Origin of the sequence: Pseudoduganella violaceinigra DSM 15887, from assembly GCF_000425385.1 — a bacterium.
GTDB lineage: Bacteria > Pseudomonadota > Gammaproteobacteria > Burkholderiales > Burkholderiaceae_D > Rugamonas > Rugamonas violaceinigra.
Genome location: NZ_AUDI01000009.1, coordinates 78,971 through 96,102, shown reverse-complemented (window position 1 = coordinate 96,102; position 17,132 = coordinate 78,971). Strand labels below are relative to the sequence as shown.

General features: G+C 60.1%; 17 protein-coding genes and 1 tRNA gene. 8 read left to right on the top strand and 10 right to left on the bottom strand.

Annotated features, from left to right (window positions below; genetic code table 11):
- Positions 1-6: 6 nt before the first annotated feature.
- From H597_RS0106745 to H597_RS0106710, 8 genes are all read left to right on the top strand, one after another.
- The gene (locus H597_RS0106745) at positions 7-1,032 is read left to right on the top strand and encodes a GHMP family kinase ATP-binding protein (protein WP_028101456.1); all 1,026 of its coding nucleotides are present in this window, start codon (positions 7-9) and stop codon (positions 1,030-1,032) included.
- A complete protein-coding gene (locus H597_RS0106740; protein ID WP_028101455.1) occupies positions 1,020-1,616 on the top strand; it encodes a D-sedoheptulose 7-phosphate isomerase in 597 nt (198 codons plus the stop codon). The genes H597_RS0106745 and H597_RS0106740 overlap by 13 nt, the downstream gene beginning before the upstream one ends.
- Positions 1,616-2,302, top strand: a complete 687-nt coding sequence (locus H597_RS0106735; protein WP_028101454.1) for a nucleotidyltransferase family protein — start codon at positions 1,616-1,618, stop codon at positions 2,300-2,302. Before H597_RS0106740 ends, H597_RS0106735 begins: the two co-directional genes overlap by 1 nt.
- A 3-nt stretch (positions 2,303-2,305) precedes the next feature.
- Positions 2,306-2,833 (top strand): D-glycero-alpha-D-manno-heptose-1,7-bisphosphate 7-phosphatase, encoded by a 528-nt coding sequence (locus tag H597_RS0106730; RefSeq protein WP_028101453.1) that lies wholly within the window; start codon positions 2,306-2,308, stop codon positions 2,831-2,833.
- A 61-nt stretch (positions 2,834-2,894) separates the two neighbouring features.
- On the top strand, positions 2,895-3,956 hold the full coding sequence (locus tag H597_RS0106725; protein ID WP_028101452.1) for an acyltransferase family protein: 1,062 nt from the start codon (positions 2,895-2,897) through the stop codon (positions 3,954-3,956).
- A 63-nt stretch (positions 3,957-4,019) separates the two neighbouring features.
- The gene (locus tag H597_RS0106720; protein WP_028101451.1) at positions 4,020-4,976 is read left to right on the top strand and encodes a glycosyltransferase family 2 protein; all 957 of its coding nucleotides are present in this window, start codon (positions 4,020-4,022) and stop codon (positions 4,974-4,976) included.
- A 27-nt stretch (positions 4,977-5,003) separates the two neighbouring features.
- On the top strand, positions 5,004-5,360 hold the full coding sequence (locus H597_RS0106715; protein ID WP_229632116.1) for a GtrA family protein: 357 nt from the start codon (positions 5,004-5,006) through the stop codon (positions 5,358-5,360).
- A 133-nt stretch (positions 5,361-5,493) separates the two neighbouring features.
- Complete coding sequence (locus H597_RS0106710) at positions 5,494-7,959, top strand: hypothetical protein (RefSeq protein WP_154667996.1); 2,466 nt, start codon at positions 5,494-5,496, stop codon at positions 7,957-7,959.
- 60 nt (positions 7,960-8,019) lie between these two features.
- Here the strand turns inward: H597_RS0106710 and rffA are convergent, their stop codons facing one another.
- From rffA to H597_RS0106660, 10 genes are all read right to left on the bottom strand, one after another.
- Positions 8,020-9,165: a dTDP-4-amino-4,6-dideoxygalactose transaminase gene (gene rffA, locus H597_RS0106705; RefSeq protein WP_028101448.1), complete on the bottom strand. Its 1,146-nt coding sequence runs from the start codon at positions 9,163-9,165 to the stop codon at positions 8,020-8,022.
- A gap of 4 nt (positions 9,166-9,169) precedes the next feature.
- Positions 9,170-9,961 carry a class I SAM-dependent methyltransferase gene (locus H597_RS0106700; protein WP_083940982.1) on the bottom strand — a complete coding sequence of 264 codons (792 nt, stop codon included), beginning with the start codon at positions 9,959-9,961 and terminating at the stop codon, positions 9,170-9,172.
- Positions 9,962-10,048: 87 nt separating this feature from the next.
- The gene (locus H597_RS30025; protein ID WP_035373349.1) at positions 10,049-10,435 is read right to left on the bottom strand and encodes a GtrA family protein; all 387 of its coding nucleotides are present in this window, start codon (positions 10,433-10,435) and stop codon (positions 10,049-10,051) included.
- A gap of 12 nt (positions 10,436-10,447) precedes the next feature.
- Positions 10,448-11,383, bottom strand: coding sequence for a glycoside hydrolase family protein (locus H597_RS0106690; RefSeq protein WP_028101446.1), 936 nt, complete (start codon positions 11,381-11,383; stop codon positions 10,448-10,450).
- The gene (locus H597_RS0106685) at positions 11,380-12,045 is read right to left on the bottom strand and encodes an acetyltransferase (RefSeq protein ID WP_028101445.1); all 666 of its coding nucleotides are present in this window, start codon (positions 12,043-12,045) and stop codon (positions 11,380-11,382) included. Before H597_RS0106685 ends, H597_RS0106690 begins: the two co-directional genes overlap by 4 nt.
- Positions 12,042-12,866 (bottom strand): phytanoyl-CoA dioxygenase family protein, encoded by an 825-nt coding sequence (locus H597_RS0106680; RefSeq protein WP_035373347.1) that lies wholly within the window; start codon positions 12,864-12,866, stop codon positions 12,042-12,044. Before H597_RS0106680 ends, H597_RS0106685 begins: the two co-directional genes overlap by 4 nt.
- A 4-nt stretch (positions 12,867-12,870) precedes the next feature.
- On the bottom strand, positions 12,871-13,803 hold the full coding sequence (locus H597_RS0106675; protein ID WP_028101443.1) for a glycosyltransferase family 2 protein: 933 nt from the start codon (positions 13,801-13,803) through the stop codon (positions 12,871-12,873).
- Positions 13,800-14,507 (bottom strand): WbqC family protein, encoded by a 708-nt coding sequence (locus H597_RS0106670; RefSeq protein ID WP_028101442.1) that lies wholly within the window; start codon positions 14,505-14,507, stop codon positions 13,800-13,802. The genes H597_RS0106675 and H597_RS0106670 overlap by 4 nt, the downstream gene beginning before the upstream one ends.
- 10 nt (positions 14,508-14,517) lie before the next feature.
- The gene (locus H597_RS0106665) at positions 14,518-16,839 is read right to left on the bottom strand and encodes a hypothetical protein (RefSeq protein WP_154667995.1); all 2,322 of its coding nucleotides are present in this window, start codon (positions 16,837-16,839) and stop codon (positions 14,518-14,520) included.
- Positions 16,805-16,880: transfer RNA gene (locus H597_RS0106660), tRNA-Phe, on the bottom strand. The genes H597_RS0106665 and H597_RS0106660 overlap by 35 nt, the downstream gene beginning before the upstream one ends.
- Between the last annotated feature and the right edge of the window lie 252 nt (positions 16,881-17,132).

Genomic DNA, 17,132 nt, shown 5'->3' with positions numbered 1-17,132 from the left:
CAAACCATGACTGTGATCCGCGCGCGCGCGCCATTGCGCCTCGGCCTGGCCGGCGGCGGCACCGACGTCGCCCCGTACTGCGACCTGTACGGCGGCCAGGTACTGAACGCCACCATCGACCGCTATGCCTATGCGGTCATCAAGACGCTCGAGGAACCGCTGCTGCGCTTCGTGGCGACCGACCAGCAGGCCGAGACTACCCAGGAGCTGGCCTATCCGCTGGCCCTGAACGGCCAGCTCGACCTGCACAAGGCCGTGTATAACGAGATGATCGGCGCCTACCACGACGGTGTGCCGATCGCGCTGGAACTGAGCACGTTCTGCGATGCGCCGGCCGGCTCCGGCCTGGGATCGTCGTCGACCCTGGTGGTGACCATGATCCGCGCCTTCGTCGAGCTGCTCAACCTGCCGCTGGACGACTACACGATCGCCCAATTGGCGTACAAGATCGAACGCGTCGACTGCGGCCTGCAGGGCGGACGCCAGGACCAGTATTCGGCCACGTTCGGCGGCTTCAACTTCATGGAGTTCTACGCCGACCGCACGGTGGTCAATCCGCTGCGCGTCAAGCCGTGGATCCTGTGCGAACTGGAAGCGTCGCTGGTGCTGTTCTACACCGGCGTGTCGCGCGAATCGGCCAAGATCATCGCCGACCAGAGCCGCAATGTGGAAGCGGGCCTGGCCGACCGGATGGAAGCGATGCACGGCATCAAACGCGAAGCGCTGATCATGAAGGAATGCCTGCTGCGCGGCGACTTCGACGGCATCGTGGCCTCCATGCGCGACGGCTGGGAAAGCAAGAAGCGCTCGGCCAATACCGTGTCGAACTCGCACATCGAGGACATCTACAACGCCGCGGTCGCGGCGGGCGCCCTGGCCGGCAAGGTGTCCGGTGCCGGCGGCGGCGGCTTCATGATGTTCTTCGTGCCGCCGGACAAGCGCATGGATGTGATACGCACCCTGAAACAATTCGACGGGCAGGTCAGCAACTGCCACTTCACCAAACACGCAGCACAAGCATGGAGAATCTAATGAAAGACTATATCAACGCCCAGATCGCCGAAGCGCAGCGCGTGATGGCGGCCATGCTGGCCGACCAGAACCTGCACACCACCATGGCCGACGCCGCGGCAGCCTGCATCGCTTGCATGCAGGCCGGCGGCAAGCTGCTGCTGGCCGGTAACGGCGGCAGCGCCGCCGACGCCCAGCACATCGCCGGCGAATTCGTCAGCCGCTTCGCCTTCGACCGCCCGGGTCTGCCAGCCATCGCCTTGACCACCGACACCTCGATCCTGACGGCCATCGGCAACGACTACGGCTACGAAAAGCTGTTCTCGCGCCAGGTGCAGGCGCACGGCAACAAGGGCGACGTCTTCATCGCCTATTCAACTTCCGGCAAATCGCCGAATATCCTGGCGGCGCTGACCGAAGCGCGCAGCCGCGGCCTGATCTGCATCGGCCTGACCGGCAATCGCGGCGGTCCGATGCGCGCGATGTGCGACTTCACCTTCGAAGTGCCATCGGCCGACACGCCGAAAATCCAGGAAGGCCACCTGGTGCTGGGCCACATCCTGTGCGGCCTGATCGAAAACGCCTTGTTTACGCCACCGCAGTAATGGAAGCCATCATCCTGGCGGGCGGGTTCGGCACCCGCCTGCGGCAAGCCGTGCCGGACCTGCCGAAACCGATGGCGCCGATCGCCGGTCGGCCTTTCCTGGAAATCCTGCTCGGCTCCCTGGCCGCCAAGGGTTTCACGCGCGTGGTACTCTCGCTCGGCTATATGGCGGAAAAGATCAGCGGCCATTTCGGCGCCCGCCACGCCGGCATGGAACTGGTCTATACGGTGGAAGAGGCGCCGCTGGGCACCGGCGGCGCAGTGCGCCTGGCCATGGCCGAGTGCCGCCAGGACCACGTCTTCGTGTTCAACGGCGACACCTACCTCGACCTTGAAATCGATGCGGTGGAAAGCCAGTGGCAACGCCGGCGCGAACCGATCATCGTCGGCCGCGAAGTGCCCGACACGGCGCGCTACGGCCGCCTGCAAACCGACGGTGCGCGGGTCACCGGCTTCGCGGAAAAAGGGGCCGGCGGACCGGGCCTGATCAACGGCGGCACCTATGTGCTGAACCGCGGCCAGCTGGACGGCTTCGCGCTGCAGCAGGCGTTTTCGCTGGAGACCGACTACCTGATGCCGGAACTGGCGCGCCGGTCCTTCGACTTGTTCGCCACGGCCGGTCATTTCATCGACATCGGCGTGCCGGAAGATTTCGCCCGCGCCCAGACCGAACTGGCAGGACGCTGAGCGATGGCCCGTCCCGCACTGTTCCTTGACCGCGATGGCGTGATCAATGTCGATCACGCCTACGTGTATCAAAAGGAAAACTTCGATTTTATCGACGGCATTTTCGAGCTGGTCGCCGCCGCCAAGCAGGCCGGCTACCTGGTGGTGGTGGTCACCAACCAGGCCGGCATTGGCCGCGGCTATTACTCGGAAGACGATTTCCATGTCTTGATGGACTGGGTCGGCCAACAGTTCGCCGCGCATGGCGGCGCCCTGGATGCCGTCTACTTCTGCCCGCATCACCCCGAGCATGGCATCGGCGCCTACCGGCAGGACAGCGCCGACCGCAAGCCGGGCCCGGGCATGCTGCTGCGCGCGGCGCGCGACCTCGATATCGACCTGCCGCGTTCGCTGATGGTGGGCGACAAGGCGTCCGACGCCCAAGCCGGCCAGGCGGCCGGCCTGAGCAAGCTGTTTTATTTCGGCAGCGATGGCATGCCGGGACCGGCACTGCCGATCGACCGTCTGACCGACCTGATCCCCCATCTGTAAAGCCGCGCGCAGGCTGCGCCCGTCCACGCCCGGCAAGGGCAACATCGCCAATGGTAACGACATGACCCTGAACGACGTCCTCAAACGCGAAAATAACAACTTCGATCTACTGCGCCTGATTGCGGCGGCCGCGGTAATCGTGGGCCACGCGGCAGTCATTTCGGGCGACCGGGGCGCGCACGATCCGGTGATGGACCTGATGCATTTCGAGTATTCCGGTTCGCTGGCGGTGAAATTCTTTTTCCTGCTCAGTGGACTCGTTGTCACCAACAGCCTGCTCCGGAACGCCGGCCTCGGCCGGTTCATCGCAGCGCGTATTGCGCGCGTCTTCCCAGCCTTGCTCGTGGTGCTGCTGCTGTCCGCCTATGTGATGGGGCCGTTGCTTTCGACCTTGCCAGCCGGCAGTTATCTGAGCAGCCGCGAGACGCTGGCCTATGTCAGCCGGAACGCGCTGCTCCACTCCAGTTACCTGCTGCCTGGCGTGTTCGACAATGCGCCCGAGCACGGGGTGAATGGGTCGATCTGGACCATTCCCATGGAAATGCTCTGCTATTTGGGCTTGGCCATCGCCGCCGGGCTGGGCCTGACGCGCAGCAAGATCGTATTTTCCCTCGCTACGGTGGGGGTCGTTACGCTGCTGCTGCTTGAACCGAGAGCCGTTGCGGTATTGCGCATGCCGCCGGAATCGGTGCCCATGTTCACTTTCTTTGCCTTGGGAGCGCTGCTGGCGAACTGGAAGAAGCAGGTGGTCCTGAACCCGTTTACCGTGCTGGGACTGGCGATCGCAGCCTATCTCGCCCGCAGCACGCCGGCGCTGCCCTACCTTTGCTGTGCGGCGATCTTTGCCGCTGCCATTTGCTTATCGAGTACGCCGCTCGTGCGCCGCCTGCGCCTGCCTGGCGATTATTCGTATGGCATTTATCTGTTCGGCTGGCCGATGCAGCAACTGGTGCATGCCGCCTTACCCGACATGGGGGCGCGCGGCAACTGGCTGCTCGCCTTGCCGCTGGCTGCCGGCTGCGGCGCGCTGTCGTGGTATCTGGTGGAGAAACCCTGCATCCAATGGGGTAAAAAGATCGGCGATTTTCTGCCCGCAGGGAAAGCCGTGCCAGAACCAGCTTGATTGCATGGCGCTGGCGATTGAACTAAACTTAAAAAATTTACATGCCATAGTGCAAAGCAATTCATGGGAAAAAACTCTGACATCGCAGTCGTCATACCGACCTTCAAGGCGCGCAATCATATCTTGGGCGTGGTCGCGGCCATCGGTCCGGAAGTCAAGCGGATTTATGTCGTCGACGATTGCTGTCCCGACCAATCCGGCGCCTATGTCGAACAGCATTGCCAGGATCCGCGAGTAACAGTCGTAAGGCACGCTGAAAATCAAGGCGTCGGCGGCGCCGTCATGACCGGCTACAAGGCCGCCATCGATGATGGCATGGGGATCATGGTCAAAATCGACAGCGATGGCCAAATGGATCCGGCCCTGATTCCGGATTTCGTGGCGCCGATTGTCAACGGCGAGGCTGATTATACGAAGGGCAACCGCTTTTTCGATCTGGAAAAAGTCCGCGCCATGCCCAAGCTGCGCCTGTTCGGCAATGCGGTGCTGTCGCTGATGTGCAAGCTCTCGTCTGGTTACTGGAACCTGTTCGATCCCACCAACGGCTACACCGCCATCCACGCCAACGTGGCGCGCCACTTACCATTCCATAAGATCAGCCGGCGTTACTTCTTCGAGACCGACATCCTGTTCAGGTTAAATACCCTGCGCGCGGTGGCGATCGACGTACCGATGGAAGCCGTTTACGGCGATGAAGTCAGCAACCTGAAGATTTCCAAGATCATTGGCGAGTTTTTGGCAAAGCATATCCGGAATTTTTCCAAGCGAATTTTTTACAATTACTATCTGCGCGATATGTCGCTGGCGTCGATCGAGTTACCGTTCGGGCTCGGGCTGCTCGGTTTTGGCATGGTCTACGGCATCTACCATTGGGCGCATTCGGCGCAGACCGGCTTGCCCACGCCGGCCGGCACAGTCATGCTGGCCGCGCTGCCGGCCCTGATGGGGCTGCAGCTGATCCTGGCCTTTATCTCTTACGATATTGCTTCCGTCCCGCGCCGGCGCATTCACCGTGCTTAATGGCGTGTCGCCAGTCGGATGGGAAGCATGAACCAATTTGTCGTCTATTTACTGGTGGGGGTCACCAGTGCGGTGATCGATGTGGGCCTGATGAAAATCCTGGGCCTGCTCGGCGTGCATTTCATGCTTGCCGCCAACGCGGGTTTTCTCGCAGGCCTGGCTGCCAATTTCCTGCTGCATTCGCGCCTGACGTTCCGCACCGGCTACTCGCATGCGACATTCGTGCGTTACCTGGGCGTGGTATTCGCCAACTATCTGCTGACCATGTTGTGTGTATCGGCGTTTCATTATTGGCTGGACATGCCGGTGTTGGGGAAGGTGCTATCCTTGCCGCTCGTTGCAGTAAATGGCTTTTATTTGAGCAAGCATTGGATCTATAAATAATGTGCGCAAGGGCGCACGCCTGACAGCACGGCCACGCGCCGGGCGCCTGCTTGCCGCCCGGTCTTCCCTTGATTGGCCGACGCCGCAAGTCGGAAGCAGTCGGTCGCATGCCTCAATTGGACAAAATAAGAAAATGAATTTCACGGGAACGAAGTTGAATGCCCTCTTGGGCTTGCTGGGCTTATCTGTGATCGGGAGTATGTGTGCACTCTTCACACCGCTTGCCCCGCTCGGCATCCTGGGCGGCCTCAAGCCTGCCGTCAGTGACGCCCTGGTGTGGCTGGCCGGCGTATGGCTGTGCGCCCTGCTGCTGCGCATATGGATCCCCCGCTTTGCCCACATGGGTTTGTTGGGCCTGGCCTTGCTCTACCTTGCCGGCGGTGTAGGCCTGGTCGAAATTTCGATCGTGACGTCCTGGCTTGCGCTTGCCTGGTGCACGGGCGCCATCGTGCTGCGCTGGTGCTGTTCAAGCGGGAAAAATACCGATGTCAAGCTATCGGAAGCGATCCTGCTCGGGTTCGCTATCTGGCTCGCTGTCTTGGGCGTCATGCTGCATTATCCAGTCAACCAGCGCGGCATGTACCTCGGGCTTTGCCTGCTGCCAATCCTCGGCATGCGCAGCTTGCCCGCGCAAACGGTTACGGACATGCGGCAGCGAATGCTGGGCTTGCATGGCTGGATGCGCTCGCTCCCATTCTGGCAATGGGCCATCGGCATCGCATCCATCGGCTGGGCCTTGCGCTGGGCGGTCCTGCCAAGCGTTTCATTTGATGACCATGCCTACCACCTGCGGCTTTGGACGGAATTGCTGACGGAACAGCGTGCCTTGTTCGATGTCCGGGCCCAGGTATGGTCGGTTGCCCCGTTTGCGGCTGACTTGCTGTATGCCGGCTTGTCCCTGATGGCCGGCGCGGACACCCGAAGCGCCACGAATCTCACGCTGGCGTTGCTGCTGCTGCTGCTGTTTGTTCGCATACTGCACCGCTTGCACGTGCCGGTAAGGGTGCAATGGCTGCTCGTTGTATTGTTGGCAAGCACGCCGATGCTGGGGGCGCTGTTGCTGTCGATGCAGGCGGAATTATTGCTGGCGGTGGTAGGCCTGGCGGGCCTGCACCTGGTGTTTGAGACTGCAGGAGGATGGCGCGCCCAGCAGGTGCTGGGAGTCCTGGCGTGCGCCGCCCTCTGCGCCGCGATCAAGCTGCCCGGGGCGGTGTTTGGCGCGACCATTATGGCTGCCCTTGCCCTGCGTGTATGGGGGCAGCGGGGCGCCATGCGGACCCCAGCTGCGCAACTGACATGGCCTGCGCTGGCCATCGTGGCGGTACTGGCCTTTGTGGCGCTGCATTCATATGCGGTCGCCTGGCGGATTACCGGCAATCCCTTGTTCCCCCTGTATAACGCTGTTTTCAAGTCGCCGTTTGCTCCCGTCGCCAACTTCAGCGACCAGCGCTGGGTTCACGGATTCAGCTTGACGAGCTATGTGCGGCTATTCTTCAAGACTTCGGAGTTTCTGGAGAGTGGCAACTATGTGGCCGGATGGCAGTATCTTGTGCTGCTGCCCCTGGCATTGCTTGCGATATGGCGTGCCAGCGTTCCAGCGGTGCTGCGGCTCGCGTTGCTGCCGCTATTCGGTTTCGGCCTGGCCATGTTCTCCGCCAGTCAGTACTGGCGCTACCTGTTCCCGGTGATGCCGTTCGCCGGCATCCTGTTCGCCGCGCTGTTCATGGGCAAGAACCGCAAAGTCCAACGGGCGGTCCAGGCGCTGGCCTTGCTGATTATCGTCTTGAATTTCGCCGTCTTTTCGAAGATCTCGTGGCTGACGAGCCAACCCGCCGGAAACGCATATACGCAAGCGGGAAAGCAGGAATTCATACGCATGTTTGCGCCGGCGGCCGTGCTGACGGAAAAGGTCAATCAGTTGGCCACCGGGGCGCGGGTATTCTATCCGCCTGACGCGCCATACGGTGCGGGCCTTCACGGCACGCCCGTGTATGCCAATTTCTACTCGCCCGATCGCGATGCGCGCTATGCTGCGTTGAAGGACCAGCAAGCGATGGCGGATTTCCTCGCACAAGAAAAAGTGGATTTCGCCATTTTAAGCATGGCGGATATGAGGGTTGCCGATTCGCCGCAAGTGCTGCTGCGTAACCACGTGGCAAAATATGGATCGGTGGTTGCACAGGAGGGCCCTTTCCTGCTCTATCGCTTGAGCGACAGCCCCGAGCTTTACCGCACGGTATTCGATTCTCGGACGGCGCGGCAAATGGAGCCGCGCGCAGACGGCTTGCCGCTGCCCTTCCCTGAAGCTGGGCTCACCGCCACGCAAAGTCCGCAGGTCGCGCCGGTCCGCACACTGCGTGCCAAGCAGGCACGCTATAGCGCCCACTTCCAATGCACGTCGGAGCAGGGATTCCTGATTGCGCAGATCAACTGGGATAAGGGCCCGCCGTACTACCGTCTGGTTCCGTGTCGGGTGAAGGGCGTATCTTTCACGGAAAACATTCCGATTCCATTCGGGGCGAGCGAGGGCTTGCTGTATGTCTCGGCGCGCGATACCGCTGCCGTCCAAGTCGAGGATGTGCTGGTCGAAGTGAACTAATGGATAGCCCGCCCTGGGCGAAGCAGGGCGGGCTGAATCGGGGATGCGGACGCTGCCGGCTCAGCGGGTCGTGCGGTGCAGGACCTCGACGACGCGGTCCTGCTGTTCCTTCGACATGCCAACCCACAGCGGCAGCCGGACCAGCCGTTCGGACTGCTCGTTGGTGACCGTCAAGTCGCCGTGCGCCCGGCCGTAGCGCAAGCCAGCTGGCGATGAGTGCAGCGGCACGTAGTGGAACACCGATTTGATATCGCTGCGCCGGAAGGCCTCGAGCACGGTATCGCGGCTGATGTCCGGCCCCAGCAAGACGTAATACATATGCGCGTTGTGCTGGCATTCTCCCGGCACGATCGGCCGCCGCAACATGCCGCTCGCCTCCAGCGGTGCGAGCAGTTCATGATAGCGTTGCCAGCTTGCCAGCCGCTCGCTGGTGATGCGGTCCGCTTCTTCCAGCTGCGCCGACAGGAAAGCTGCGATCAGCTCGCCTGGCAGGAAGGACGAGCCCACCTCTTGCCAGGTATATTTGTCGACTTCGCCGCGGAAGAAGCGGCTGCGGTCGGTGCCTTTTTCGCGGATGATTTCCGCCCGCAGCGCGAGGGCGGGATCGTTGACGAGCAAGGCGCCGCCCTCGCCGGAGATCACGTTCTTGGTTTCATGGAAGCTGTAGGCGCCCAGGTCGCCAATGCTGCCCAGCGCCTTGCCCTTATAGCTCGCCATGACACCCTGGGCCGCGTCTTCAACCACGCGCAAACCATGCCGGCGGGCGATGCCCATGATGGCATCCATCTCGCAGGCGACCCCGGCGTAATGCACCGGCACGATCGCCTTGGTGCGTGCCGTGATGGCCGACTCGATCAGGCGCTCGTCGAGGTTGAGCGTGTCCTGGCGGATGTCGACAAACACGGGCACCCCGCCGCGCAGGACGAAGGCGTTGGCGGTCGAGACGAAGGTATACGACGGCATGATGATTTCGTCGCCCGGCTGAATGTCCAGCAACAAGGCCGCCATCTCGAGCGCCGCGGTGCAGGAATGGGTCAGCAGCGCCTTGCTGCAGCCGGTCCGCTGTTCCAGCCAGGTGTGGCAGCGCTTGGTAAACGGCCCGTCGCCTGCCAGGCTCCCATTGAAGTGGGCCTCGGCGATGTAGTACAGCTCCTTGCCCGTCATGTGCGGCCAGTTGAACGGGATGTGGTCGCTTATTTTTTTCATCTGGCTATTTATCCTTTCGTGCCACAATGAGCCTGGAACCGCCGACCGGGTAATTCAACCCGAGCCTGATTCCCGCAAACTCCATCATGGTCAATGCGTAAAATGCTTGATTCAGCACCGGATTGATTTTGAGTTCATCATCCGGGTTGAAGGCGGCCTTGTTTCGTTTCTGAAGCTGCCGCGAAAGCATCATCGCGGGCAGCAAAGCGGTAATGAATGAGGTACTTCTTACCAGTTCGAAGCCGCCTGCCCGGACCTTGTCTTCAATTTCCCGGGCTGAGTAGCGCCGTACATGGCAGGCGTATTCATCGGCGGCGCTCCACAGCCAGCGATGCTGCGGAACAGTCAGCAACAGCAGCCCGCCCGCTTTCAATCCCCTGTGTAGCTGTGCAAGCACGGCATCATCTTCTTCAATATGTTCCAGTACGTCAAAGGCACCGATGGCGTCGAATTCGTCGGCATAGGGCACATGGCGTGCATCCATCTGCATGAACTGTGCGGCGGGTACCCGTTCCTTGGCGTGGGATAAGCCGGCCAGGAAAATTTCGCTGCCGCTCAATTGGATGGCGGGATGTGCGCTTGCGATGCCGGACAGTACAAAGCCCGTGCCGCAGCCAACTTCCAGGAAGTTGTGCGCATTCGGCATATAGGTTTTAAGGGCCCAGAGGATGACCTCATTGCGCGCCCGAAACCAGAAGCTGCCGGCTTCGGCCTTGGCCAGTTCCGCAAAATATTCCGGCTTGAACCCGCCGCCGCCATTGGCGAACCCGGCTGCATGGGCCACAATATTGTTCATCCGAGCAGGTTCGTGGCCGCACGAAGGGCATACCCAGCCGTCCGACGAAAAACCCTTCCCGCAATTCAGACATACTTTCACGGCGCTCTACTCCACTGCAGGCTGCTTGTGCGCGAATACAAAAAATCGCGACAGGATAAATAGGTAGATAGCGATCACGACGATTGCTACCGCTTGTACAAATTGATGAGGAAAACCCAGCCAGTCCACGAATACCACCAGGAAAATCAAATTCAGCAAGTAGCCCGACAGTTGTACCAGCAGGTAGCGGGCGCCTGCCGCGCCGATATGGCCGTGGTGGCGAAACGTGAAGCGGCGATTGGCAAAAAAGCTGCTTAATGCGCCGACCGCATACAGCAGCGTCATCGTCAGCTTGGGTGCTCCCCACAGGTAGGTCAGGAGCAGGTAAAGCATATAACCTGCAAGATTGGTCAGTGCCCCGACCAGGGCATAGCTAAAAAATTGCCGTAACATTTTCTTCTACAGTCAAAAAGCCGATGCTGCGTTCTGCAGCACTGCCAGGCCAAATCCCGTCTTGCCGAACCCGTTGCCGTTGTACAGCATATAGCGTTGACCCGCGTGATCGAAGACAAATGGATACTCGATCATTTCAGCGTCCCAGCCGTCGGGCGAGACAGCGATGCCCGCCTTGGACAACCCCAGTTGCCAAGCCTTTCCGTCGCTGGAGCTGGCGTAGCCGATGCGATACGTTTCACCGGTGCCGCTGCGATACGAGAACCACATCTGGTAAGTGCCGTTCGCATCCATGGCGACGGTCGGCCGCGAAAATGCCTGGGCCTTGCCCAGCGCGTACGGCACTGCCAGGCCGTTCCGGTTCCAGCGCTCGCCGTCCAGCGAATCGGCATGCTGGATTATGTGCAGCATCTCGCCATTGCCGGCATCCCAGGCCAGTGTCGACCCGTACCACATATCGAAGCCGCCCTGCGGCCTGGCCTGGACCCAGGGATACGATAGGCTGACCGGATCAATGGCGTTGCTTGCCATGAAAGGTTTAGGGCTTGCCAGTTCCAGCGTGAGGTCCGGCTTGACCCGCAGGCGACCGATATCGCCGCGCCAATGACCGCCCGCAGGAGTTTGCCATCCCATGAACAGCATGTAACGCTCGCCGTCCACATCGTAGCAGTTGCCAATGCTTACCCCATCCGCGAAAAAGCTGCCTTCCGGACCATGCTCGAAAAAGGGCAGGGCATGTTCCTGCACGACCTTGCGCTGAAGGATGTCAATATCCACCGCTCCCACGGAGGAGCGGTTCTGTTCGTCGCGGCCACTGAAGAATACCCGATAGACATCGCCTTCCAGGTGCACCGGCAGCGGGTTTGCCGCATGCGAGCGGAGTTTCGGATGCCGGCCAGCGGTTTCCGGAACATAAATCCTGCCCAGCTTTTCCCAGGATTGGTTCATATGGCCCTCAATCTGGAACTCGGGACGCGGGAGCGCTCGGTGGCCGTGCCGATATACACGCCGTCGGGTTCGGCATCGCCAAGGAGCAGGGCGCCCGCGCCGATCACGCAGCGCTCACCCACCTTGATATGGTCGCGCAGCGTGGCGTTCACACCGATGAAACATTGCTCGCCAATTTCAACGCGGCCAGAGATCACCGCGTGCGATGCGATGAATGTGTGGTCATGTATGACCGAGTGATGGCCGATATGGTTGCCGCTCCAGAGCGTCACGTTATTGCCGATCGTCACAAAGGGCTGGATGGTATTGTCTTCAAAGATGAAACAGTTCTCGCCGACCTGTCCATCGTTGAGGAGCGTGGCGCGGGAACTGATGAAACTGGCGAGACTAAAGCCCTTCTCTTTGGCCGCCAGGAATTTTTCCTTGCGGACCGCGTTCACCTTTGAATAGCCCAGTGCGACAAAGCAGTCATGGGATGCTGGCGGATACATCCGCTCGACGTCTTCGAACGCGACAACCGGCAAGCCGCAAAAGCTGGCTTCCTTGAGATAGCTGGCGTCGACGGTAAAGGCGACAACCTCGTAAGCGGACGCGGTGCTGAAGTAGTAGTGCGCTAGTTGCGCCATGTCACCGTAGCCAAAGATTACCAATCGTTTCTTCATGGTGCCTTTCTATTCTCTAAATACTGTTCGATCGTCACGGGCTCCTGATATCCGAAGCCAAAGAGTTCGCGCTGGGCGGGCGTCAATTCATGATGATGCATGAGGCCAGCGAGCTTGATCTGTTGCTTGAAGTACGGGATTGTGTAGACATGGTTGACGGCACGCCGCTCTTTGTGCGTGCGGTTGAATCCGCCGCTGTGGAACATCATGCAGTCCAGCAGGAGATATTGACCGGCCTTCGCCTCCAGCTGCACCGCGTGCTTCTCGATATAGGCGGCGGACGGATAATTGATTGACTTGTGCGTGGCGGGCAGTACAAACGTAGAGCCGTTCTCCCGCGTGAAATCGTCCAGGCAAAACAGTGCATTGAGCGCGAGCGGGCTGCTGGAAACAAAATGCTGATACGGCAGGTCGCGATGCCAGGCGGCCTGGTTGTAGGTTTCGCCTGGCGGATTGATGATGCCATTTTGCTGATTCAAGATGAACTTGCCGACGATCAGCCGGCCGAGCACGTCCAAAATCCTTGGGTTGCCTGCCAGCTCCAGGAAGGCAGGATCGGCTTGCGTCAGCGGCGCGCGGATCGTGTGCAGTTCGTTGATGTTGCGCAGGCGGTCGGCCCCCCATGCCTGCACATACTGCTGCCGTGTTTGGTTGAAGGCAGCGGACAGGCGGTTCAACTCCGCGGCAGAATAGCCGGAATCGACTACCGCGTAGCCAAGCCGGCGGATCTGGTCGGCGATCTCATCGAGCTCGCACGCGGGCTGGTCCCGCAACAGGACGCCATAATGGGCTTCGGGGGGGAGGCTGGCAGGCGGCTTCATGCGCTTAGTCCGTTCCAGTGGTTTTTCGGTGGATTTGCCGCACGATGGTGTAGGGGCGCTGTTTCACTTCCGAGAAAATCTTGGAAATATAGATGCCCTGCACGCCGACAAAGAAAATGATCAGCCCCGAGAAAAGCCAGACTGAAGCAATCAAGGAGGTGTATCCGCTTGGCGGAGAAAAAATAAAATAGCGCACCACCAGGTAGGCAATGAAGAACAAGGCGGAAAGCGAGATCAGCAGCCCTGTATAGAAGGTGTACACAAGCGGCAGGCTGCTGAACGAGGTGATCGCGTTGACCAGGTGGCTGATCTTGTGGGACAGGGTGTACGTCGTCGGGCTGCTCGAGTGTTTGCGAACGACTTGCGTTGCCTGTTTAAAGCCGGTGATGATCCATAGGCCACCAATGTTGAGTTCACGTTCCTGATGGCTCAGCAAAGCTTGCACGTATTGCCGGCTCATGAGGCGAGCGGTGACGATGTTGTCGGGCTGGTTAATGCCTGTCAAGGCGCGGAATACCTTGTAGAAAATGCTTCCGGTCACGCGTTCCATCATGCCGCCCTTGCGTTTTTCCTGGACGCCGTAGACGACATCAGCGCGCTCATCCTGCATCTGCCGGTTGAATGTGAGCAGCCATTCAGGCTCCTCTTCAAGATCGCTGTCGATCAGGAACACGCGTTCGCCGCTGGCGGCGGCCAGTCCCGTCATCATGGCCTTGTGGTGCCCGAAATTGCGCGACAAATCCACCACCACGACCCGCGGGTCGCGCTGATGCAGTGCGATCGCCAGGTCTACGCTATCGTCTGGCGATCCGTCATTGACGAGGATGATCTCGAAGTCCTCCCCGGCCAGCTCGCGCGCCGCGGTGCAGCTGCGCTCATAGAACTCCTGGATGTAGGGCGCGGACCGGTACAGCGTCGCAACAATAGACAATTTCATTTGACGAATCTCATAAAACGCGGTGAATCTTTGCCACAGTTGAACAACAGGTCCAGAATGCTGACGCCATGGGTGAATTCGCCCCATAACTGCTGATATTCCGGATAGCCGGCATAGTCGAACCAGCTCAATTTGATGTCCTTGCCTGCGAACACTTCAGGCTCGATGTAATCCTTGGCGGATGGGCCCGAAATATATTCGGTGCCGCCGGCTTGGGCGCAGAGCTCGGCGAGCCGTTCTGTCCTGCCTTCGACCAGATCGTAATCCCATGAGGTGGAAATGACCGTTTTGATCGAGAGATAGTTGCAGACGGCTTCAATCAGCCGGCGGTTCAATTGCGAGATATGCGAGAAATTCTCGGCAAGATAAATCGGCGCGAGCCATCCGGCGATCTCTTCAAAATGCGGCGCGCGCCGATAATTCTGCGCCAGCGCTTTCCAATGTGCGCCGGCCCAATCCGTACCGTCGATTTCGGTCTCGCGGATCTTTTGGTGGTATTTCCCCTTGACCTGGACCGGGACGGTAAGCCACTGCAGGCCTTGCGGGGTCTTGATCTGGTTCCGGTTGCGCCAATCGCGGCGCGTGTATTGCATATCGTCGTAGAGGATGAACTCATCCACTGCGGCGATCATGTCGAAATAGCCCTTCCAGGGGATGTAATTGGACTGCAGGATGGCTATTTTTTTAGTGTTAGCTGCTGACAAACCTGGACTCCTATTTTGCCCGGACCACAAAATCCCCGACGATCGAGGCCGAGCCATCTGCGACGTTATAAATGGTGACGACTTTTTTGCCAGGCGTCAGGAAGACTTTGGGATCAATCGATGCCGTCATCAGGTCGGCCGCCACATTGGTATTGTTTGCTGGAACGCCATCTACGCTCACCCGCCAATTGCCTGGCTGCGGCGGTTGGCGCAGTTTGATCCAGAGCCCTGCATTGCCGTCCAGCTGCAGGTTGGGAATCGCCCCCGCAGTGCTTTCCTGCGGGCCCCAGCTGTCCACCTGGAGCGGCAGCGCATCCTTGGCGCTTGCCAGCGACTTGCCATAGCCCGCGTAGCGCGCCATCAGGAATTGCGACACGACGTTGCGCGGTCCCGCATAGTCGGGCCTGAAGCCCGGCGCCGGTAGCGGCATTTGATTGCCGAGACGGACGGTGCAATCGCTACCGCAGGTCCAGTCACTAAGCCCGATCTGCTGCAGCGGCAAGCCATTGCTGGAATCCAGCAATACACCGGCCACCGCTTGCGATGACAGCAAGGTGCGCCTGCCGCCGCCCTCGGCGCGTTCCTCAATGTAGACGACGGGATTGCCGCCCGGCGTCGCGACGTACGCGACCTCGACCCCGTCCTGGCCTGGCGCAAGGCCGTCGCTCGCAAACAAGAGTTTTTGCCCAAGCACGGTCGCGGAATATTGGGTCCAATAATTGGCGCCAGTCGCGGCATCATCGCCCGGTATCGAACTGACCCCGGTAGCGGTCCAGAAGGCGGGGGCGTGGAATGTGCGGTTCAAGAGATCGGGCCGCGCCGTGCGAACGTGGGAGACCAGCAGTTCCATTGCCTGCCACTTTTGCTTGTTCGCCATCATGGCCTGGCGGTTGGCGTTGTTGTAGATGAAGGTCAGCGTCGCGTACGCCGCGAGTACAACAGCCAATGCCACGACCACCATCGAGCGCACGCGCGCCTGGAAGCGATTGCTGATGGCCGCGCACAACAGGAATAGCAAGCCGGACAGGCCAAGGTGGGAATAGAAGGTCAGCAAATGGCCATGCAGCCATCCGGCCAGGACAATTTTCTGGTAGTGCGCGGAGGCGGAAACGATCGCCGCCGGAATGGTGCCGATCGCCAGCAGCACGGCTGCCGTCAACGCCAGCGTTCGTTTGTTGAGATTCTGAAAATGGAGCAGGGCGGCCGAGACCGGCAGGAACGCCAACAATGCAATGGCCACGGCACGCCAATCACCTGCCAGGCCCAGCATCGTCGCATAGCTGAATTCAGCGGGAAGCTGCGGCACACCTTGCGCCGAGGCGCCGGCAATCTTGATGCCCTTGAGCAGTCCAAGCGGCAGGAAGGCCTTTTCCTGCAGCACCAGGAAGGTGCTCATCCAGGCCGCGGCATCAAAACCGGGCGATACCCGGCCGTAGGAGTCGCCGCCGGTATTGCGCGCCATGATGGAAAATGCGAGGTAGGCGCCGACGGATAACAGCAAGCCAAGCAGATAGGGCCAGGCCAGGAGGCACAGTTTTTTAACACGCTTGTCGGGCGCTGCGGCAAACCAGGCAAGCAGCAGGAAAATAGGGTGCAGGATGAAGTTATATTCCGGCCCCCACAGCGAAATGGTGAACATGATCGCCGACGCAACAAGTTTCCGGCCGTCAGGCCGTTTCAGATGGGAGGCGAGCAAGGTCGCCGCAAGCATGCCCAGGGCCAGTCCGTAAGGGCCCATCACGGGATATCCCTGCGGGAAGGTGAAATAGTAATGCAGCGGGAAAAGCAAGGCCGTCGCGGCAGCCAGAATCAGGGCGTTTGAGCGTCCCGCAAGGCACGACAGGAAACAGATAATGGCCGCGTACAGCGAGACAAACACCAGGATGCCGATGGCATCAAACCAGGCCGAAGCTTGCAGGCTGTTGATCCACAGGAACAGCGGCATATTGATAAACGCCTGCGCCCTGGCCTGCAAATACGCAGTATCTTTGGCGAATTTGAAAAAATCCCCGGCAAATATTTTTGAATACAGGTGAAAATAAATGTCGTCGTGATTTTCGAATCGAATGCCGATAAGCTGCCATGCGACATACATTATCGCCAGGAGTGCAATGGCTGCCGGAATAACGGGCTGGGCGCGGCGCGTTTTTGTCATTATTGAATGGGCTGGGTTATTGGCAGAGGCCCAAAGCATTGCCGCCGCGCAGGCGCTATTATATTCGAGCGAAGTAGGGGTGTCTGCCTGGCCCGAACAATGAAAAAAGCCGACCTCAAGGGGTCGGCTTTTTTCGGATTCTTGGTGGCCCGGGGCGGAATCGAACCACCGACACAAGGATTTTCAATCCTCTGCTCTACCAACTGAGCTACCAGGCCAAGGCGCGCAATTATAGCAGAGGATTTTTCGATTTGCCAAGGCCCTGTTGAAGTCGGGCTAAAATGTTGTGATCTGTGCAGCAGGGGGGCGGACAGTTTGCCCTCAGGCGCGGCCGTAGGCGCCAGCTCGGTGCGCGCCACAGGCAGCCGCATCAGCGATGAGGATAGTTGCCTGGCGTGGTCTATACCGGCCTCCAGGTCGCAGGCCGTGCGGCGCGATATCGTTGCCGGCGGCGCCATGCCGGTGGCGTT